The following is a 16,948-nucleotide window of genomic DNA, read 5'->3' on the forward strand; positions in this document are numbered from 1 at the left end:
CATGAAAATATTCGATCGGGTTCTCAAACGACTGGTTTCGCAAGGTCAGCTTACGGTCATCTATCATGACGGCTCTCGCAGCACGGTGGGAACGGCCGATCCAGCCTTTCCCGCGTTGACCCTTCAATTCCTCGATTCGCGCGTTCCCATCGATATATTGAAGGATCCGCGGCTCGGCATGGCGGAAGCCTATATTGACGGGCGGGTCATCATCGAAGGTGGCGGGATCATGGAACTGATCTCCCTAATTCGCGTCAATAACGCTTGGGAAAACGGCAAATCGATCAGCGCCAAAGGGCCCTTGAAACGCGGTTTCAAGGCGCTTCGACAGACGCTTTGGCGCGCCAACCATCGTTCCCGCGCCAAAGCCAATGTCGCCCATCATTATGATTTGTCGGGCGCGCTTTATGCGCTCTTCCTCGACAAGGACCGGCAATATAGCTGCGCTTACTGGCCCGATGCCGACAATCAGGCGGGGATCAGCCTGGAAGAGGCGCAGGAAGACAAGAAAGCGCATATCGCTGCCAAGCTGCTGCTGGAACCGGGCATGAAGGTGCTGGACATCGGCTGTGGTTGGGGTGGCATGGCGCTCTATCTCCACCGCACCTGCGGCGTCGATGTGACAGGCATCACCCTGTCGGAAGAACAGCTCAAGGTTGCGCGCCAGCGAGCACAGGATGCTGGCGTATCGGACCATGTCCGTTTCGAACTGATCGACTATCGCGATATGGAGGGGCCGTTCGATCGGATTGTGTCCGTCGGCATGTTCGAACATGTGGGCACAGCGCATTACCGCACCTTCTTCAACAAATGCCGTGACCTGCTGACGCCTGAAGGGGTGATGCTGATCCACACCATCGGGCGGGTGGACGGTCCTGGCATCACCGACGCCTTCACGCAAAAATATATCTTCCCTGGCGGATATATCCCAGCTTTGTCTGAAATGTTGAAAGGCAGTGAGGGCACGCGCCTGATGGTGACGGACGTGGAGGTTCTGCGCCTGCATTACGGCCTTACGATCCGCGAATGGTATAAGCGGGCAATGGAGCACAAGGAAGAGATCGTCGCCCTGTATGACGAGCGGTTTTTCCGCCTGTGGACTTTCTATCTGGCGGGCGCCGCGACGGTGTTCGAGCATGGCAGCATGGTGAATTTTCAGGTCCAATATGCGCGTAACCGGCGCACCCTGCCGATCACCCGCGATTATATGGCGCAGGCCGAAGCAGGTCTGCGCGGGCGGTAGGATAAGCCTGAACCCAAACTGACAGGCGCGTTCCCCGACGGTTCAGTCGCTAACGCCCATCTTCCTCATCAAGTCCCGTCGGCTGGAGCGGCGGGACTGCGTGAGGAGAAGTATCATGACCCTTTTGTGGAAAGGCGCTGCTGCGCTGGGACTGGCGATCGCCAGCCTGGGCGCGACGTCGGTTCCCGCACAGGCGCGCGACCATAGTTATCGCGACGGCTGGCGCGGCGACCGCGATCATCGCTGGAATGACCGGCGTCACTGGAGAGGCGATCGCCGTGACTGGCGCCGTGACCGTCACTATCGGGCGAACTGGCGCGGCTATCGTCAGCGTTGCTGGACCGAATGGCGCTACAGCTATTATGCCGACCGGCGCGTTCGCGTCCGAATCTGCCGCTGAAGCCGGATGAAAGGGGAGGGGCGAACAGGCGCGGCTCGCGTCCATTCCTCCTCTTTCTCCGCCGCGCCATGGTTGACGCGCGGCAGGGTGACGGGGTAGGCGCGCCGCACACGTCACAGGAAGCAGAGATATGAGCGACACGCCCCCGGATCGTCTTTCGACCAACCCGCGCAGCCCCCATTTCAACATGGAAGTCCTGCAGCGCGGTATCGGCATCCGCTTCAAAGAGCGTGAACGGAAGGATGTCGAGGAATACTGCATTTCCGAAGGCTGGATTCGCGTCGCGGCGGGCAAGACCCGCGATCGTCATGGCAATCCGTTGACCATCAAACTGTCCGGGCCGGTCGAAGCCTGGTTTGAAACCGCTGCTGAAGACACATCTGAGACAAGCGGGGAATAATCCTCAGCGCATCCGCGCTTCCTGCTTCACGTCGGCGATAATGTCGCCCAGCGAACGCGAGGCGGGCGTCGCATCGGCATATTCCATCACGCGCGGATCGCTCTCAAGCCATGGCTCATGGGCGGATTTGCGCCGATCTCGCATATCGTTCGATGCCGTCCTCTGCAATCGCGCCTCATTCGACGCAGGACGGAAAACCGCGCGCGCCGGCACCTGAACATCCCGCCATGCGTCCTGATCCATGCTGGCCAAACGGATGCTGCTCCCCATGGCCGGATTGGGCGTGAAGGGATGCAGCTTTTCCCTGTCGCCATAGATGAAACCATAGGTCGGATTGATCCGCGCACCCATCCGGCGGGTCGGACTGTGCCATACGCGCACCTCGCTCCAATCCCCGGCGGGGGAAACGTCCACCGCCATCACGTCTTCCTCGATCGCTCCGGGAGCGGACCAGTTGGCATGGCGGATCAAGATACGTCGCGCGTCCATCACATGGCTGACCACCGCCACATGCCCCAGCGCCATCGGCCCCGCCGGACGGAAGGCGAGAACTGCGCCTTTGCGCGGCCTATGCCCGCGTTGATATTGGTTTTCCGCCTGTGCCCACCATGTCAGCGCGTCGCCGTAAATCTCCACGCCGGAGACGATGCGCGCATAGGGAACGCATTGAAGAGGCGTTGTCCCCAGAGCGGGCGCAGCCATCGCGCCGGACAGGAGCATCGCCACCGCCCAACGAATCCATCGAAACATCATGCGACCTCAAACAGAGAATCGCCCCACCGGGGACGATCCTAGGTCGCGACATTTAGGAAGTGGTTAAACGTTCAGTAGGCACCGTGCGCGGATTCGGAGCCCGCAGTGGCGCGATCGGCTGAAGCGAACTGCACGCCCGTCGTATCGTCGCGCGCGGGGCTGGCATAGATGAAACCGCGCGCCGGATTGGAACGCAGGCCCAGCTTGCCGATGGGGCCGTACCATACGCGCACGTCGGACCAGTCATTGTTCGGCGACACGTCGATGGCCCGGACATTGCGTTCGATCCCGCCACGATAGGACCAATTGGCGTGGGTCAGCAGCACTTCCCGATCACTGATGACCTTGCTCACCATCGCAACATGGCCGACAGGCATGGCGCGGCTGGATGAAAAGGCCAGAACCGCGCCTACGCGTGGTTCATGTCCGCGATCATAGCGGCCCTGCGCTTGGGACCACCAGGTGTTGGCATTGCCATAAAGTTGGATACCGGAAATCTGACGGGCATAGGGAACGCACTGAAGTACGCCGGCAGTAGCAGGCGTAACGGTCAGGGCGCCGAGCGCAAGCATCACTGCTGCGAACAGAGCGCGAAAACCACCGATCATGCGTTGCGACCCCCGAATATATTAAAGGTGTTTCATCCCCGTCACGGCCTTAGGGCAGAGGCCGGACGAATTGAAAAGTGCGGGGCGACGAGTCGTTGCTACCGCGCGTTAGCTGGCGGAACGAAAGAGCTGACCAGCCGTGATGGACAGCCGTGTGGCTGCGTCAATATCTTGGAAAAGCGCACTTTCCGTCCCGGTCATCCACACCTGCGCGCCCATGCCGCGCAGCCGGTCGAACAAGGCGCTCCGACGCAACGGATCGAGATGGGCTGCCACTTCGTCGAGCAGCAGCACCGGCGGCTGCCCGCGCGAAGCCGCCACCAAAGCGGCGTGGACAAGCAGAATAGAGAGCAGCAAGGCTTTTTGTTCACCCGTCGAGCAGAGTGCTGCCGCCTGGCCCTTGGCGACGTGCGTGACGGCAAGATCCTGCCGGTGTGGCCCCGACAATGTGCGCCCAGCGGCGGCATCCCGCCGCCGCTCTCGGCTAAGGCGGCGGGCAAGCGAATCGTGGCTTTCTTCTTCCGTCTGGAGCGCGAGTGATGGCCGGGCAAAGGGGGCGTCGGACTGATCCACCAGCAAGGTGTTCAGCCGCGTGATCAGATCGGTGCGCCCGGCGGCCAGCGCGGCGCCATGCTCCTCCATCTGCGCTTCCAGCGCGTCGAGCCAGAGCGGATCGGCGTTTCTAAGATCGCCCAGCAGCCGGTTACGCGCCCGCATCGCCGCTTCATAGCGAGCGCTATGGGCGGCATGACTGGGGTGCAGCGCTAGGGTCAGCCGGTCCAGAAACCGCCGCCGCCCGCCCGGGCTATCCATGAACAGGCGATCCATTGCGGGCGTTAGCCACATGATTGACAAATGATCTGCCAGCGCATTGGCGGAAGAGGCAACCCCGCCGATCCTCACCTGTCGTCGATCGGGCGTGTCGGCCACGATTCCTGTGCCCAGCATCACGCCATCGACCTCCGCCGCTATGCCGAAGCCCCCCATGCCGTCCTGTTTTGCCATGTCGCGCAGAGCCGCCCCGCGCAGCCCGCGCCCCGGAGCCAGCATCGACACTGCTTCCAGGATGTTCGTCTTGCCCGCGCCATTTTCGCCGGTCAGCAGGATGAATGCATGATCGGGTACGATCAGCGCGTCCGCATGATTGCGGAAATCGCTTAGGGTCAGTCGGCCGATCATCAGGCCGCTCTAGCGGTGCGGAAGCGGTTTAGGAAGCGTACGCCGCGCAGCTCAACCGCAACGCTTGCGCGTGACAGCTACGCCGTCGTTTACCATAGTCAGTTCCTGCCCCTTGGCGGAGGGTTTGAGCGTCAAGCTACGGGTCCAGCTTTGGCCCTCGCCTGTAAAGGACGCGTTTACCTTCATCCGCCCATCCGCCTGCTGTTCGATACTGGTCACGGTGCCGACGCTTTCATGGAAGATCAGTTCCTTCGGCGTGATGGACAGTTCCTGCTCGGCGGTTTTGTCGGTGCAATCGTCGCCTATTCCCGTCCAGCGCCCCTGTAATGCCGTGGGGATTAGTGATCCGGTCTCCTGCGCGCGTGGCGCTGTGGCATTTTCGGGCGGTGGGTTGGCATTGTTCGTGACTATCTTCTCCTGTGGGCCGGAAGACGTCGCATTTTCGATATCGGTGATCATGCCGGATTGCTGATCATGGCCGCCATCGCAGGCGACAAGCAGAAGCGGCAGGGCGAAAGGAAGATAGAAACGCATCCGGAAGGAACTGGCGACGCGGGCAAGAGTTCCGCTGGGGAAGAAGGATGACACTTGCCTTGATTGTGTCAGGAGTGCTTTTTCATGCCTGTATTGGGAATGGGCGGATTGTTCTTCCGATCGCGTGATCCCGACGCGCTGGCCTCATGGTATCGACAGCATCTGGGCGTTGGCGCTGGTTGCACGAGCGATCCTGCGGCACCGCCTAATGAATGGGTGTGGCAGACGCTGGGGGGACCGATGGTCTTTTCGCCGTTCAATCTGGACAGCGACTATTTCGCCGCCGACAAGAATTTCATGATGAATTTCCGTGTGAGCGATCTCGACGGCCTGCTCGCGCACTTGCGCGCCGCGCGGATAGAGATCATCACCAAGGATGAGTGGGACGATCCCGCGGTCGGCCGTTTCGCACGAATCCATGATCCGGAAGGTAATGCCATCGAATTGTGGGAGCCGCCCGCATCGTCAGATAAGGACAATTGAACCATGTCAAGCAGATCGATCGCACGGATCGCGGGGCTTTCCCTTGTCGCAGCCGCAATGATGAGCGCGACTGGCGCAACGGCGGCACTGGCCGTTGGTGCGAAAGCGCCTGATTTCACCACGCGCGGCGCGATGGCGGGCAAGACCTTCACGCTCACTCTATCGCACCAGTTGAAGCGCGGGCCGGTGGTGCTCTATTTCTTCCCCAAGGCGTTCACCCCTGGCTGCTCCGCCGAAGCCCGCGAGTTTGCCGAGCATATCGAGGACTTCAAGAAGGCCGGCGCCACAGTCATTGGCATGTCGACCGATCCGGTCGATGATCTGGTCGCCTTTTCCACCAAGGAGTGCGCTGGCAAATTCGCTGTGGCTTCCGCCGGGCCGGGGATCGTGCAGGGTTATGATGTGGCGCTCAAGATGCGGCCGGGCATGACCGACCGCACATCTTATGTTATCGCGCCGTCGGGCCGCATCGCCTTTGTCCATAGCGAGATGAATTATAGCGGCCATGTGCAAAGCACGCTGGCAGCGGTGAAGGCGATAACGGGGAAATAGTCACTTGCCCTTTTTCACATAGCGGTCGAACCAGCCCAGCGTTGCCTGCCATGCCGCTGTGGCGGCGGCTTCGTCATAGCTGGGACGATAGTCCGCCATGAAGCCATGGTCCGCGCCGGGATGGACGGTGATTTCGTCGGGCGGGGACTTGCCCGCCTGCTTGAGCGCGGCGCGCATGGCATCCACGTCGGCCAACGGTATCCCCTTGTCGAGCGCGCCATATTGACCGAGCACCGGGGCTTTCAGTTTCGTCACTTCCTCGATCACACTTAGCGGCTGAAGTGCTGTTTTCTGGCTGACGAGGCGGCCGTAGAAAGCGACTCCCGCATCCAGATTGGGGCTATGGGCTGCATAGAGCCAGACGATCCGCCCACCCCAACAAAAGCCGGTGATGCCGCGCCGCGTTCCGTTCGCGCCGTGGCTACCGGCCCAGGCATATGCCGCATCGATGTCGGCCAGCACCTGCGTATCGGGGGCTTTGGAAACGATGGTGTCCACCAGTTGCTTGATCTCGGGAATCTTCGTCGCATCGCCGTGGCGGGCGAAGAGGTCGGGGGCGATCGCATAATAGCCGGCCTTTGCGAAGCGGCGGCATATGTCGCGGACCCATTCGTGGACGCCGAAAATCTCATGAATGACACAGATGACGGGGGCGTTTTCCGTGTCGGCAGGGCGCGCGACGAAGGCGGGCATGGCAAAGTCGTCATCGGTAGGGATCGACACGCTTTCTTCGGCCAGCCCTTGCGCGGAGGTCTGGATCGCGCTGCTGGACACGGGGCGGCAGGCCGCGGCGAAACCCGCGGCAAAGGTGCCGCCGATCAGCAGCCGCCGCCGGTTCAGGCCCGTGGAACTGATCCAGTTGCGGTCTTCGGGCAGGCGCTCGCTATGATCATGGGGGTGCTGGCTCATGGCATGCTCTCCTCTGTTCCCGCCCCGGATCGCAGACTAGCGAGGGAGCGTCCCGGCGCAAGCATGTCAGGCGGACAGGTCGCCGTTTCCCAGGCGCTCCAGCCCGTCGGTCGGGCGAGCATAGACATAAACCCAGGCCTGCACCGGCCCGTCCGGCATATCCACCGCCAGCATTTCGCGGCGATATTCATGGGGTGGCGGGAAGTCCGGCGAACATTCCTCATAGATGTCCAGTTTCGCAAGGACCGGCGTGGGATCGGGCAGTCCGAACACATCGCCTGCCACCACGTCATTCGGTCCGGGAACGAAGCCCGGATAATCGGCAATGCGATAGAGCGCTCCTTTCGCGCTTCCTTTTCCCTTGTGCCGCGCGACCGTGCCGAACCAGAGCGCCATCGGCCTGCCAAAAGCCGGGCGCAATGTTCCATAGACGAAGAGAAGTTGTGCAGGCATGGCATCCTTCTTGAAAATTATCCCGATAAACGGTGAATTATTCTAATTTACGGAATTTTACACGTTGCACTTTCGCTGAAAGCATGTCCGAAACCCTGCATTTCCGCTGAAAAAGGCAAATGGCACGGCTCCTGCAATCAAGTGGGCATCAAGGCCGGATGGTTCGGCCGCCACAAGTCAAGGGAGTCATTAACATGTCCATCGCCAAGATTCAGAACGTCGCTTTTGCCCTCGCTGGAGCTTTGCTGTTCGCCAGCATCTTTGTTGGCGCGGCTGTAGGTCCAGTCGTTTCGATCGCCTGAACCAGCACCGAACTGTTCCGCATAGACCAGAATATTTGCATCAGAAGGCCAGAATCATGAACAACAGCTTCACTCTCGACCGCCGCAACGGAAAGATCATGGGCGTGTGCGCGGGTCTTTCCAACCGCACCGGCATGGATGTAACGCTGATCCGCGTCGCTGTGCTGCTGCTGACACTCTGTGCGCTTGGGCCGGTGGGCGTCGTTGCCTATCTGCTTGCAGGCTGGATGGCGGAAGGCTGACGGGTCAGTTCCGCACTATCGTCTGGACTGGGTAAAACAGCAGATAATAAAAGAGCCGCCCTTGGCTGATACCCGGGGCGGCCTTTTGAGTCCCGACGATAATCGGGAGAGGGAAAAGCGCAGAAGAACTCAGGCAAAAAGCACCGAATAGAAGGTCAGCACCTGTGCACTGACCGCAACTACCAGCACGACGCCCTGAAAAGCGTGACGCATATTTAACTCCATCAACAGGTTCATTGATCGCCCTGTGGGCTGATGTCACCGCTATGCGCGTGTCATTGCGCTGCAACAATCGCAAAGCGCGCCTTCGCAGTTGCAGCAAATGCAACAGCCTGTTGCGCGAGAGTGACAGGATGCTGGTTCGCCGAAAAGGAGAGGGAGGAACGCTATTTCCTCATCTAGCTGTCCAAATGCGCGATCATGGCCATTGCAGCCGCCGGATTCCTTGCTTTAGCGCCGCTGATGAAGAAGGCGAACACGTCGCCGCCCCGTGCTCTTTCGCGCAGGATATCGGCCCATCGCGCTATTTCCGCCACGCTATAGCCGGTCACTTCCTCCTCCCGGCTCCGCATCAGGCGCACATAGGAAAAGTCGACATCATGGCCATGGATCGCGGGATATTCCGGGTGATCGGACAGCACGACCGCCGCGCCCGCATCCCGCGCCATAGCCAGAAAGGCGGGATCGCCGAAGCTTTCATGCCGCACTTCCAGCGCATGATGCAGCGGGACGCCTTCGACGCTCGCCGGGAGCAGTTTCAGGAAGGCGCTGAAATCACCCGGATCGAATGTCTTGGTCGGCATGAACTGCCAGAGTATCGGGCCCAGCCGGTCGCCTAGTTCGACCAATCCCTGGTTCACGAACTTCGCGACGGATTCGCCTGCCTCTGCCAATACGCGCCGATTGGTGCAGAAACGCGACGCTTTGACCGCGAAATGGAAGCCATCTGGCACCGACTTGGCCCAGTTCGCGAAGGTCGCGGGCTTCTGCGTGCTGTAATAGGTTGCGTTGATCTCGGTTGCGGTCAGATGCTGTCCAACATAGGCCAGTTCGTCCTTTTGCCGTAGCCCGGCAGGATAGAAGGCACCGCGCCATGGTTCAAAGTTCCAGCCACCGATCCCGACCCTGATCCGTCCGCGCATGACTCATTCCTCCTGCGCGGCATATTGATCGGTCGAAGCGATCAGAGCCAGCGGGAAAAGATGTTGGTCTTTATTGCGATTGATTCTTAACTGTTGCGGCAGGAGATTTCGCCATGCCGCTCGACCTCATCAAGACCGCCACCTATTTGTCCATTCACCTGACCATCGGCTTTTCCGTGGCTTATGTGCTGACCGGATCGGCCGCCTTGGCGGGCGGCATCGCACTGATCGAGCCGATGGTGAATGCCGTCGCGTTCTTCTTCCACGAACGCGCGTGGAAACGGATCATGGCCCGCCCGCCGCGCGGGGCTGGGCGCGAATGGATGCGCGGACGGGCGAGCTTCGCGTGATGGTGGCAGGGCGGGGCCAGGCGGGTTTCGACCGTGAGCGGACATAGCCCGCAACGGAGAATGAAGAAGCGCACAGTCCGCAATCCACCTATAACTGCCATTCCACTCAACGGTCCTATCGTCCGAACTTCCGCTGCGTCCTGCCGTAGCGTAGTTTCCGCGTTCCCGGCTTGCCTTCGTTCGCGCGGCCTCTGGGGGCGGCGACCTGCTGCTCGGCGGGCAGGCCCAGTTCCTCGGCCTCCAGCTTGCGGATCTCGTCGCGGATGCGGCCGGCTTCCTCGAACTCCAGATCGGCGGCGGCGGCGCGCATCTTCTTTTCCAGATCCTCGATATAGGCGCGCAGGTTGTGGCCGACCAGGTGCGGGCGATCGTCGATCCCCGTGTCGATCGTGACCTGATCCTTGCTCGCGACATGGGCGATGATGTCGCCGATGTGACGCTTGATCGTGGTCGGCGTGATGCCATGCTCGACATTATAGGCCTGCTGCTTCTCGCGGCGGCGGGACGTTTCATTGAGCGCCCGCTCCATGGAGCCGGTGATTCGGTCGGCATAGAGGATGACGCGCCCGTCCACATTGCGCGCCGCGCGGCCGATGGTCTGGATCAGCGATGTTTCGGAACGCAGGAAGCCTTCCTTGTCCGCGTCGAGGATCGCGACGAGCCCACATTCGGGAATGTCCAATCCCTCGCGCAACAGGTTGATGCCAACCAGCACGTCATAGACGCCGAGCCTGAGGTCGCGGATCAGCTCGATACGCTCCAGCGTTTCGACGTCGCTGTGCATGTAGCGGACCTTGATGCCCGCCTCATGCATGAACTCCGTAAGGTCTTCGGCCATGCGCTTGGTGAGCGTGGTGACGAGGGTGCGGTATCCCTTCTTCGCCGTTTCCCGCGCTTCGTGGATCAGGTCGTCCACCTGATCCTCCACTGGCTTGATCTCGACCGGCGGGTCGATGAGGCCGGTAGGGCGGATCACCTGTTCGGAGAACACGCCGCCGGTCTGCTCCATTTCCCACGGACCGGGGGTAGCGGAGACGCTGACGGTCTGCGGGCGCATCGCGTCCCATTCGTTGAAGCGCAGCGGGCGGTTGTCGATGCAGCTCGGCAGGCGGAAGCCATATTCGGCGAGCGTGATCTTGCGTCGGTGGTCGCCCCGCGACATCGCGCCGATCTGCGGCACGGTCTGGTGGCTTTCGTCCACGAACAGCAGCGCGTTTTCCGGCAGATATTCGAACAGGGTCGGCGGCGGTTCCCCAGGCAGGCGGCCGGTAAGGAAGCGCGAATAATTCTCGATCCCCGCGCAGGAGCCGGTGGCCGCGATCATCTCCAGGTCGAAATTGGTGCGCTGCTCCAGCCGCTGCGCCTCCAGCAGCTTGCCCTCCGCCTGCAATTCCTTGAGCCGCTCGGCCAGTTCATGTCGGATCGCCTCCATCGCCTGCTTGAGCGTCGGGCCGGGCGTGACGTGGTGGCTGTTGGGAAAGACCTTCACATAGTCCAGCGACGCGACCTTCTTGCCGGTCAGCGGATCGAACTCGACGATCTCCTCGATCTCATTGCCGAAGAAGCTGATGCGCCAGGCCGTATCCTCATAGTGCGAGGGAAAGATTTCCAGATTGTCGCCCTTCACCCGAAAATTCCCGCGCGCGAAGGCGGCGTCGTTGCGCTTATATTGCAACGCGACGAGCTTGCGGATGATCTCCCGCTGGTCCTCGATCCCGCCTTTCTTCATCGCGAAGGTCATGGCGGAATAGGTTTCGACCGAGCCGATGCCGTAAAGGCAGGAGACGGACGCGACGATGATGACGTCGTCCCGCTCCAGCAGCGCGCGGGTGGCCGAATGGCGCATCCGGTCGATGCTCTCGTTTACCGAGCTTTCCTTCTCGATATAGGTGTCCGACCGGGCGACATAGGCTTCGGGCTGGTAATAGTCGTAATAGCTGACGAAATATTCGACGGCGTTCTCCGGAAAGAAGCTCTTAAACTCGCCATAAAGCTGGGCGGCGAGGATCTTGTTGGGGGCCAGCACCAAAGCCGGGCGCTGCAGTGCCTCGATCACCTTGGCCATGGTGAAAGTCTTGCCGGAGCCGGTGACGCCCAGCAGCACCTGATCGCGTTCCCCTTCGTGCGCGGCGGCGACCAGTTCGGCGATGGCGGTCGGTTGGTCGCCCGACGGCTCATAGTCGGACACGAGTTTGAAGGGTTTGCCGCCTTCGCTTTTTTCCGGGCGCGCGGGGCGGTGGGGGACGAAGTCTTCGCCTGTCTCCGGTTCTGCGAGGGATGTGCGGATTTGAATTGTCATCGCTGCTTGATATGGTCCTCCCAAGGACGGGTCGCAACCGCCAAGATCAAACAGGGAACCCATGCCATGAACAAAGCCGCCGTGACCGCCGCCCTTGCCTCCGTCACCCTGTTGCTCGCTGCCTGTGGCGAGAAGGCGGGGGAGAAAGCGGAAGGCGCGGGAGACATTGCCGCGACCGACGGCATGAGCCGGGGAGAGGTGAAGGCGCAGGTCGACAAGGTGCAGCTTAAGCCTGGCCAGTGGGAAGGCAGCTTCACGCTGGAGGATATCGACCTGTCGAACATGCCCGGCGCATCGCCGCAGATGAAGGACCGGATGAAGCAGATGATGACGCAGCCCTCGATCAAATATTGCGTCACGCCCGAAGAGGCCGCCAATCCCAGCGGCAAGATGTTCTCCGGTCAGGAGAACAAGGATTGCACCTATAGCGGCTTCGACGCGCGTGGTGGCGCGGTGAAGGGGCAGGTATCGTGCAAGGGGGAGAATGGTACGATGAGTGCGGTGATGACGGGCAATTATGCGCCGGAAAACTATGAGATGCAGATGAACATGAAGATGGAGGGCGGCCCCCAGGGTATGACCATGGCGATGAAGGCGCGGACGACCGGAAAGTGGGTCGGAGCCACCTGTTCCTGACCGCCTCCTCGCGCCTGCACCGGCATGGATGAAGCGCGGGCGGCGTGTTGCTGGCTGTGTGGTCGTTCGCTTGGGCGGCGGGTGGAATGGCATCATCCGCTGCCTAAAAGCAGGGGCGGGCGGGATGTGGTCCCGCTGCATCCGATTTGCCACCGGACCATTCATGCCGTCGCCACCAATGCCGAACTGGTGCGCGTTTATCGGGATGCCGACCGCCTGCGCGCGCATCCTGCCATGACCCGCTTCCTCGACTGGATTGCGGACAAGCCGCCGGATTTCCATGCGCCCACCCGCCGAAGGCATTGAACAGGATCGCGTTTTCGCTTGCACTTTACTGCCAGAGGGGTGAGCCTGCCCTCTGTTCCGTAAGAGAACAGGGGAGAGATGATGCGATACACTGTTCTGGCGGCGATGCCGCTTGTGATGACTCTTGGCCTGACAGGGTGCGGCAGCAGTTCCGCGCCCGAACCCGAAGCAGAAGAAGTGCCGATTCTGATGCAGGCGGGCGAATGGGCGCTGACCCGCAAGACCACCGGTTATAACACGCCTACGGTGACGCCCGCCGAATATCAGGCCGCGCTCAAGGAAGTGAGCGAAGACAAGACGTGCATCGTGGTCGATGCCGCCGGAGTGCCCAATGCCGATGCCTTGGCAGGCACGGAAGGCAAGGATTGCACTTACAAGGACAAGCTGGTCCGCAAGGGGAGGCTTATCGCGACCCTGTCCTGCAAGTCGGGAAGCGGCACATCGGAAATCACGGTGGAAGGCAATTACACAGCTGATACGCTGACGCTGGGCACGACGATGACGAAGACGGTGGGCGGCCAGCCCACATTGCGGACAACGCATGATTTGAGCGGCAAGCGCGTCGGCGACTGCCCCAAGGCCTGAACTTGCCTGGACGGTCTGCCGGGCATGGCGGCCCGGCAGCTCCGGGCCGGAATCTCCAATCCGCAATCGTGCACGGCATCATTCCATGGAAAAGGGAATCGGCCACGCTGTTTCATCTTTCGATCGCAGCGCACGATCCGCGCCATCTGGCGGAGGTCATCGCGCAATTTTGAGATGGTGCCGCCTTTCCCTTTCCGCCGGTTGCTGAGGGAAGCTGGATCACGCTCGCCAATGACGAACATGGCACCGCGATGGAGGTCTATCCCTAGGCATCATGCTGTATGAGGCGGAGGGCGGTGCCGACGGCGAGGGCGAGCGCGCCGGTGAAACCGGATTTGCCGCCACCCATGCCGCCATCGCCACGCGCCTCAGCCAGGATGATGTGATGGCGATTGCCAGGCGAGAAGGCTGGCCCGCAAAATATCGTAAGCGTGACGGCGGCTTCGGCGTCAGCGAGCTATGGATTGAAGGCGTCAGATGATCGAACTGCTGACCGCGGAGATGCAGGCCGAATATCTCGCCGCAGTGACGGTGGACAATTATCGCGCCATGATGGGGGTTTGCCCGCCGTCCTGATTGCGCGGTCTATTCCAGTGCCGCGATGGCCCGTCGGTCGCAGCGTTTTGGCCCTCGCGGGACAGGCGCATAATTGGGCACCAGAATCGACTGGCCGATCCTGAGTGGCGCGAAGCGCTTGCGCTCTATCCCCTCGCATTGCAGGAACATTTCCAGCATCCGGGGCGGGGTGTCCCATTTCTCATAAGACAGGCGGAACGTGCCCCAATGGACGGGGATCGCAGTCGATGCCCCCAGCCGCTCAAAGATCTGCACGGCCTGTTCCGGGCCGATATGCGTGCCCGAAGCCATCTGCCCTTTCTGAAAGCGGAAGGCGCCGATGGGGAGGATGGCGAGGCGGACCGGACCCAGTCGCGCGGCTTCGGCTGGCCAGGCCATATCGCCCGCACCGGTATCGCCCGCAAAGAAGATGTTCCCGGCCCGCGTTTCGATCACGAAGCTGGACCATAGCGCGCGGTTCCGGTCCGTGGCCCAGCGCGAACTCCAGTGATGGTTTCGCATCACATGGACGCGGTAATCGGGGCAATGCTCATAATTTTCGCACTGGATCACCGTATCGGCACCAAGACCGCCCAGTGCCGCGCCGCTGATTGACTGGCCCCAATCCAGCGCGGTGGCGGGAATGCCGGACGCTTTCAGGATCGTGTCATTGCCAAGGCCGGTGACGATCCTGGGCCGGTCGCGTTCCCAGAGCTTTTTAAGGGTGGGGATGTCGAGATGATCGTAATGATTGTGGCTGATGACGATCAGGTCGATCTTTGGCAGGTCGTCGAAGCGGACGCCCGGCTGTGCGACGCGCTTTGGCCCGACCAGATTGAACGGCCCGGCACGATCCGACCAGATCGGATCGGTCAGGATGTTGATGCCGGCCGCCTGCACCAGCACCGTCGCATGACCCACCCATGTCGCCGTCATGCCGCGCGGAGCGGCGAAGGGCGCGGGGCGCGCCGGTCTTACCGCTATCGCGTCCGGCCATTCGGGCCGGTCGTCCCGCCCCAGCAGATAGCGGGCGATGGCATTGTGCATATTGGGGCCGCGTGAGATGAAATCGTCCGTGCCATCGGGATTGAAGAAGTGTGCGCCGTCGAAATGGCGGCTGGCAGGGCCTTGATAATAGATGCGGTCAAGGAAAGGCGGGATGACGGTGACCGCCAGGCATAGGGCGATGACCGCAAACAGCGATGCGATGCCCACGACACCGGCGATTTTCCTGAACAGGCGACCCATGCGCTCTCCGAACCTTTTGCCATCAGCGACATAACGCGGATTGGCGGCGCGGCAAGGGGCATGGCGTCAATGCCGCTCAGCAGGGGTTCTCATAGGCAAGCTGCAATATGCCCCAATGCCGCCCATTCACATGGATGGAAGCAATCACCTGTTTGAGCAGCACGACCTCCATATCGGCCGTCAGGCGGCGATAGGCCTTGATATAGAAGGGCTGGGTGATTTTGCTTTGCTCGCGGGTGTCGGGGAAATCGAAGATCACGCCCTGACGCGAATGTTCAAGGTTCCACTTGTCCTGCCCCGGCCGCTGCGGCTGGGCGCGTTCAGGCATGGCCACCGCGCCAAAGGCGTTGCGATCGGTGAAGGTCATGCCAAAGAACCCTTTTAAGCCGCGCGCCTTTTCCTGCTGCTCGCGGGCCGCGGGTAAATGAAAGGTTAGGTGCGCGACCAATGGAGTCAGAGAGCGCCGGCCAACGCCAGGATGACGCCCAGCGCCACTAGCATGAGGCCCACCGCCTCGCTGCGTTTCATGCGTTCGCCAAGGTAGAAATGCCCGAAGACGAGCGTGAAGGCGACTTCGACTTGCCCGACGATGCGGACCAGCGCCACCGGTGCGGTGGCGAAGCCGGTGAACCAGCAGGCCGATCCGGCCGCAGACAGAAATCCGACCTGTCCCGAGACCCGCCAACTCGCCAGCACCCGCCGCATTTCGCCCGATTCACGCAGCAGCAGATAACCGCCCTGCATCACCGTCTGAAGCGCCACCGTCACCGCTAGAACGATGAGCGCGGCATGGATTGGGTCGCTGCCGCCCACTTCCTGCGCGGCGCGGCGGATGCCGATGGCGGTCAGGGCGAAGAAAAAGCCGGATGCTATGCCATAGAGCGCGGCGGGCTGGCCCAGGGCCTTCAGGAAATCCAGCGGACCCATGCGCCGTCCGCCCGTGGATAACAACATGATGCCCCCGACGCCGCAACCGATGCCGCAGAGGCTGGGCGCGCTCAGCCTTTCGCCCATCAACAGGAAGGAGAGGATGGCGCTCTGCACCGCCTCCGTTTTCGAATAGGCAGTGCCGACCACGAAATTGCGGTGATGAAAGGCCATCAGCAACAGGTTGGTGGCGATGATCTGTGCCAACCCGCCCGCAAGGCAGAAAAGCAGGAATAGCCCACCGACAGAAGGAAATGGCGCTGGAAAAGTCAGCCGGTAAGCCGCCAGCATCAACAGTGCGAAGGGAAGGCCGTAAAGATAGCGGACCAGCCCCGCACCGTTGATCGACAGGCTTTTGCCGACTCGGCGTTGCACAGCGGTCCGCCATGCCTGCATTCCGCCTGCCATCAACGTGGCGGGCAACCAGATGGGAGAAGAAATCATGCCCGGCCTATAGCCGAAAAGCGCGGGGCGTCACCTTTAGCTTGCTCTGCTTTGCACGCCGTCTGGGGAAGCGTTCAGCTTGGCTTGACGCCGTTCGCCGAGGCTCCGCCATGATGCCAGCCGATGGGAGGCGCGGGGGCATCCGCCAGCGGAAGGCGACCCATGGTCCAGTTTGTCTGGAGCCGCACCAGCGGATTGGGCGCGCACCATATCTCGCCGCTGTCGTTGAGACCCGTAACCCAGATCAGATTATGTTCTGGTCCATAGTCGATGACCGCGAAGGCATAACCTTTTCCCTTGTCTTGGATATCGATGGGAAGCGGTGGATTGAGCTGAATAAAGGACATGAAGAAACTCCGGCGCAAGATGCCGGAAACAATGCGGCGGCGGCCACAGGG

The 16,948-nt window shown here is 61.5% G+C and carries 22 protein-coding genes and 1 pseudogene; 11 read left to right on the plus strand and 12 right to left on the minus strand.

Annotation, left to right across the window (positions count from 1 at the left end):
- The first annotated feature begins 1 nt into the window (after position 1).
- The 3 genes from LDB26_RS01585 to LDB26_RS01595 all read left to right on the plus strand — a co-directional run bounded on the left by LDB26_RS01585 (position 2) and on the right by LDB26_RS01595 (position 2,043).
- The gene (locus LDB26_RS01585) at positions 2 to 1,243 is read left to right on the plus strand and encodes a cyclopropane-fatty-acyl-phospholipid synthase family protein (protein WP_257539999.1); all 1,242 of its coding nucleotides are present in this window, start codon (positions 2 to 4) and stop codon (positions 1,241 to 1,243) included.
- 115 nt (positions 1,244 to 1,358) lie between these two features.
- Positions 1,359 to 1,643: a hypothetical protein gene (locus tag LDB26_RS01590; RefSeq protein ID WP_257540001.1), complete on the plus strand. Its 285-nt coding sequence runs from the start codon at positions 1,359 to 1,361 to the stop codon at positions 1,641 to 1,643.
- A gap of 130 nt (positions 1,644 to 1,773) precedes the next feature.
- The gene (locus LDB26_RS01595) at positions 1,774 to 2,043 is read left to right on the plus strand and encodes a DUF3297 family protein (RefSeq protein WP_062063283.1); all 270 of its coding nucleotides are present in this window, start codon (positions 1,774 to 1,776) and stop codon (positions 2,041 to 2,043) included.
- 3 nt (positions 2,044 to 2,046) lie between these two features.
- Here LDB26_RS01595 and LDB26_RS01600 read toward each other — a convergent pair whose 3' ends face one another.
- From LDB26_RS01600 to LDB26_RS01615, 4 genes are all read right to left on the minus strand, one after another.
- Positions 2,047 to 2,793 carry a CHAP domain-containing protein gene (locus tag LDB26_RS01600; RefSeq protein WP_062068471.1) on the minus strand — a complete coding sequence of 249 codons (747 nt, stop codon included), beginning with the start codon at positions 2,791 to 2,793 and terminating at the stop codon, positions 2,047 to 2,049.
- 74 nt (positions 2,794 to 2,867) lie between these two features.
- Positions 2,868 to 3,404: a CHAP domain-containing protein gene (locus tag LDB26_RS01605; protein ID WP_062063285.1), complete on the minus strand. Its 537-nt coding sequence runs from the start codon at positions 3,402 to 3,404 to the stop codon at positions 2,868 to 2,870.
- Between the two features lie 108 nt (positions 3,405 to 3,512).
- Positions 3,513 to 4,583, minus strand: a complete 1,071-nt coding sequence (gene recF / locus LDB26_RS01610; protein WP_062063287.1) for a DNA replication/repair protein RecF — start codon at positions 4,581 to 4,583, stop codon at positions 3,513 to 3,515.
- A 51-nt stretch (positions 4,584 to 4,634) separates the two neighbouring features.
- Positions 4,635 to 5,171 (minus strand): hypothetical protein, encoded by a 537-nt coding sequence (locus LDB26_RS01615; protein WP_257540004.1) that lies wholly within the window; start codon positions 5,169 to 5,171, stop codon positions 4,635 to 4,637.
- 30 nt (positions 5,172 to 5,201) lie between these two features.
- Between LDB26_RS01615 and LDB26_RS01620 the strand changes: the two genes are divergently transcribed.
- Together LDB26_RS01620 and LDB26_RS01625 are read left to right on the plus strand one after the other, a co-directional pair.
- Positions 5,202 to 5,600 (plus strand): VOC family protein, encoded by a 399-nt coding sequence (locus LDB26_RS01620; RefSeq protein WP_257540006.1) that lies wholly within the window; start codon positions 5,202 to 5,204, stop codon positions 5,598 to 5,600.
- Between the two features lie 57 nt (positions 5,601 to 5,657).
- Positions 5,658 to 6,152 (plus strand): peroxiredoxin, encoded by a 495-nt coding sequence (locus LDB26_RS01625; protein WP_231746459.1) that lies wholly within the window; start codon positions 5,658 to 5,660, stop codon positions 6,150 to 6,152.
- Here the strand turns inward: LDB26_RS01625 and LDB26_RS01630 are convergent, their stop codons facing one another.
- Positions 6,153 to 7,061 carry a dienelactone hydrolase family protein gene (locus LDB26_RS01630; protein ID WP_257540008.1) on the minus strand — a complete coding sequence of 303 codons (909 nt, stop codon included), beginning with the start codon at positions 7,059 to 7,061 and terminating at the stop codon, positions 6,153 to 6,155.
- A gap of 66 nt (positions 7,062 to 7,127) precedes the next feature.
- Positions 7,128 to 7,514 carry a gamma-glutamylcyclotransferase gene (locus tag LDB26_RS01635; protein WP_257540010.1) on the minus strand — a complete coding sequence of 129 codons (387 nt, stop codon included), beginning with the start codon at positions 7,512 to 7,514 and terminating at the stop codon, positions 7,128 to 7,130.
- Between the two features lie 358 nt (positions 7,515 to 7,872).
- On the opposite strand from LDB26_RS01635, the gene LDB26_RS01640 reads away from it, so the two are divergent.
- Positions 7,873 to 8,058 carry a PspC domain-containing protein gene (locus tag LDB26_RS01640; protein ID WP_062063300.1) on the plus strand — a complete coding sequence of 62 codons (186 nt, stop codon included), beginning with the start codon at positions 7,873 to 7,875 and terminating at the stop codon, positions 8,056 to 8,058.
- A 398-nt stretch (positions 8,059 to 8,456) separates the two neighbouring features.
- On the opposite strand, the gene LDB26_RS01645 is transcribed toward LDB26_RS01640, so the two are convergent.
- Positions 8,457 to 9,200, minus strand: a complete 744-nt coding sequence (locus LDB26_RS01645; RefSeq protein ID WP_257540012.1) for a DUF72 domain-containing protein — start codon at positions 9,198 to 9,200, stop codon at positions 8,457 to 8,459.
- 113 nt (positions 9,201 to 9,313) lie between these two features.
- Here LDB26_RS01645 and LDB26_RS01650 point away from each other — a divergent pair, with 113 nt between their 5' ends.
- Entirely contained in the window at positions 9,314 to 9,550 is a 237-nt protein-coding gene (locus LDB26_RS01650) for a DUF2061 domain-containing protein (protein ID WP_062063304.1), read from the plus strand.
- A gap of 115 nt (positions 9,551 to 9,665) precedes the next feature.
- Here the strand turns inward: LDB26_RS01650 and uvrB are convergent, their stop codons facing one another.
- Entirely contained in the window at positions 9,666 to 11,849 is a 2,184-nt protein-coding gene (gene uvrB, locus LDB26_RS01655) for an excinuclease ABC subunit UvrB (RefSeq protein WP_257540014.1), read from the minus strand.
- Positions 11,850 to 11,915: 66 nt separating this feature from the next.
- Here uvrB and LDB26_RS01660 point away from each other — a divergent pair, with 66 nt between their 5' ends.
- The 4 genes from LDB26_RS01660 to LDB26_RS01675 all read left to right on the plus strand — a co-directional run bounded on the left by LDB26_RS01660 (position 11,916) and on the right by LDB26_RS01675 (position 13,857).
- A complete protein-coding gene (locus LDB26_RS01660) occupies positions 11,916 to 12,485 on the plus strand; it encodes a DUF3617 domain-containing protein (protein ID WP_257540016.1) in 570 nt (189 codons plus the stop codon).
- 24 nt (positions 12,486 to 12,509) lie between these two features.
- The gene (locus LDB26_RS01665; protein ID WP_257540018.1) at positions 12,510 to 12,791 is read left to right on the plus strand and encodes an HNH endonuclease; all 282 of its coding nucleotides are present in this window, start codon (positions 12,510 to 12,512) and stop codon (positions 12,789 to 12,791) included.
- Positions 12,792 to 12,872: 81 nt separating this feature from the next.
- A complete protein-coding gene (locus LDB26_RS01670) occupies positions 12,873 to 13,376 on the plus strand; it encodes a DUF3617 domain-containing protein (protein WP_062068473.1) in 504 nt (167 codons plus the stop codon).
- A 274-nt stretch (positions 13,377 to 13,650) separates the two neighbouring features.
- The gene (locus LDB26_RS01675) at positions 13,651 to 13,857 is read left to right on the plus strand and encodes a hypothetical protein (protein WP_257540020.1); all 207 of its coding nucleotides are present in this window, start codon (positions 13,651 to 13,653) and stop codon (positions 13,855 to 13,857) included.
- Positions 13,858 to 13,961: 104 nt separating this feature from the next.
- Here the strand turns inward: LDB26_RS01675 and LDB26_RS01680 are convergent, their stop codons facing one another.
- From LDB26_RS01680 to LDB26_RS01695, 4 genes and pseudogenes are all read right to left on the minus strand, one after another.
- The gene (locus tag LDB26_RS01680; protein ID WP_257540022.1) at positions 13,962 to 15,179 is read right to left on the minus strand and encodes an MBL fold metallo-hydrolase; all 1,218 of its coding nucleotides are present in this window, start codon (positions 15,177 to 15,179) and stop codon (positions 13,962 to 13,964) included.
- A gap of 76 nt (positions 15,180 to 15,255) precedes the next feature.
- Positions 15,256 to 15,603: pseudogene (locus LDB26_RS01685) on the minus strand (chemotaxis protein); the annotation flags it as partial.
- 29 nt (positions 15,604 to 15,632) lie between these two features.
- Positions 15,633 to 16,550 (minus strand): DMT family transporter, encoded by a 918-nt coding sequence (locus LDB26_RS01690; protein ID WP_257540025.1) that lies wholly within the window; start codon positions 16,548 to 16,550, stop codon positions 15,633 to 15,635.
- Between the two features lie 74 nt (positions 16,551 to 16,624).
- Positions 16,625 to 16,897, minus strand: coding sequence for a hypothetical protein (locus tag LDB26_RS01695; RefSeq protein ID WP_257540027.1), 273 nt, complete (start codon positions 16,895 to 16,897; stop codon positions 16,625 to 16,627).
- Positions 16,898 to 16,948 lie beyond the last annotated feature (51 nt).

The organism is Sphingobium sp. CFD-1 (assembly GCF_024611115.1).
Lineage (GTDB): Bacteria > Pseudomonadota > Alphaproteobacteria > Sphingomonadales > Sphingomonadaceae > Sphingobium > Sphingobium baderi_A.

Excerpts from the sequence above, each read along its gene's own strand:
- LDB26_RS01585 (WP_257539999.1), top strand. The coding sequence starts at position 2 with ATGAAAATATTCGATCGGGTTCTCAAACGACTGGTTTCGCAAGGTCAG.
- LDB26_RS01590 (WP_257540001.1), top strand. The coding sequence starts at position 1,359 with ATGACCCTTTTGTGGAAAGGCGCTGCTGCGCTGGGACTGGCGATCGCC.
- LDB26_RS01595 (WP_062063283.1), top strand. The coding sequence starts at position 1,774 with ATGAGCGACACGCCCCCGGATCGTCTTTCGACCAACCCGCGCAGCCCC.
- LDB26_RS01600 (WP_062068471.1), bottom strand. The coding sequence starts at position 2,793 with ATGTTTCGATGGATTCGTTGGGCGGTGGCGATGCTCCTGTCCGGCGCG.
- LDB26_RS01605 (WP_062063285.1), bottom strand. The coding sequence starts at position 3,404 with ATGATCGGTGGTTTTCGCGCTCTGTTCGCAGCAGTGATGCTTGCGCTC.
- recF (WP_062063287.1), bottom strand. The coding sequence starts at position 4,583 with ATGATCGGCCGACTGACCCTAAGCGATTTCCGCAATCATGCGGACGCG.
- LDB26_RS01620 (WP_257540006.1), top strand. The coding sequence starts at position 5,202 with ATGCCTGTATTGGGAATGGGCGGATTGTTCTTCCGATCGCGTGATCCC.
- LDB26_RS01625 (WP_231746459.1), top strand. The coding sequence starts at position 5,658 with ATGATGAGCGCGACTGGCGCAACGGCGGCACTGGCCGTTGGTGCGAAA.
- LDB26_RS01630 (WP_257540008.1), bottom strand. The coding sequence starts at position 7,061 with ATGAGCCAGCACCCCCATGATCATAGCGAGCGCCTGCCCGAAGACCGC.
- LDB26_RS01635 (WP_257540010.1), bottom strand. The coding sequence starts at position 7,514 with ATGCCTGCACAACTTCTCTTCGTCTATGGAACATTGCGCCCGGCTTTT.
- LDB26_RS01640 (WP_062063300.1), top strand. The coding sequence starts at position 7,873 with ATGAACAACAGCTTCACTCTCGACCGCCGCAACGGAAAGATCATGGGC.
- LDB26_RS01645 (WP_257540012.1), bottom strand. The coding sequence starts at position 9,200 with ATGCGCGGACGGATCAGGGTCGGGATCGGTGGCTGGAACTTTGAACCA.
- LDB26_RS01650 (WP_062063304.1), top strand. The coding sequence starts at position 9,314 with ATGCCGCTCGACCTCATCAAGACCGCCACCTATTTGTCCATTCACCTG.
- uvrB (WP_257540014.1), bottom strand. The coding sequence starts at position 11,849 with ATGACAATTCAAATCCGCACATCCCTCGCAGAACCGGAGACAGGCGAA.
- LDB26_RS01660 (WP_257540016.1), top strand. The coding sequence starts at position 11,916 with ATGAACAAAGCCGCCGTGACCGCCGCCCTTGCCTCCGTCACCCTGTTG.
- LDB26_RS01665 (WP_257540018.1), top strand. The coding sequence starts at position 12,510 with ATGGATGAAGCGCGGGCGGCGTGTTGCTGGCTGTGTGGTCGTTCGCTT.
- LDB26_RS01670 (WP_062068473.1), top strand. The coding sequence starts at position 12,873 with ATGCGATACACTGTTCTGGCGGCGATGCCGCTTGTGATGACTCTTGGC.
- LDB26_RS01675 (WP_257540020.1), top strand. The coding sequence starts at position 13,651 with ATGCTGTATGAGGCGGAGGGCGGTGCCGACGGCGAGGGCGAGCGCGCC.
- LDB26_RS01680 (WP_257540022.1), bottom strand. The coding sequence starts at position 15,179 with ATGGGTCGCCTGTTCAGGAAAATCGCCGGTGTCGTGGGCATCGCATCG.
- LDB26_RS01690 (WP_257540025.1), bottom strand. The coding sequence starts at position 16,550 with ATGATTTCTTCTCCCATCTGGTTGCCCGCCACGTTGATGGCAGGCGGA.
- LDB26_RS01695 (WP_257540027.1), bottom strand. The coding sequence starts at position 16,897 with ATGTCCTTTATTCAGCTCAATCCACCGCTTCCCATCGATATCCAAGAC.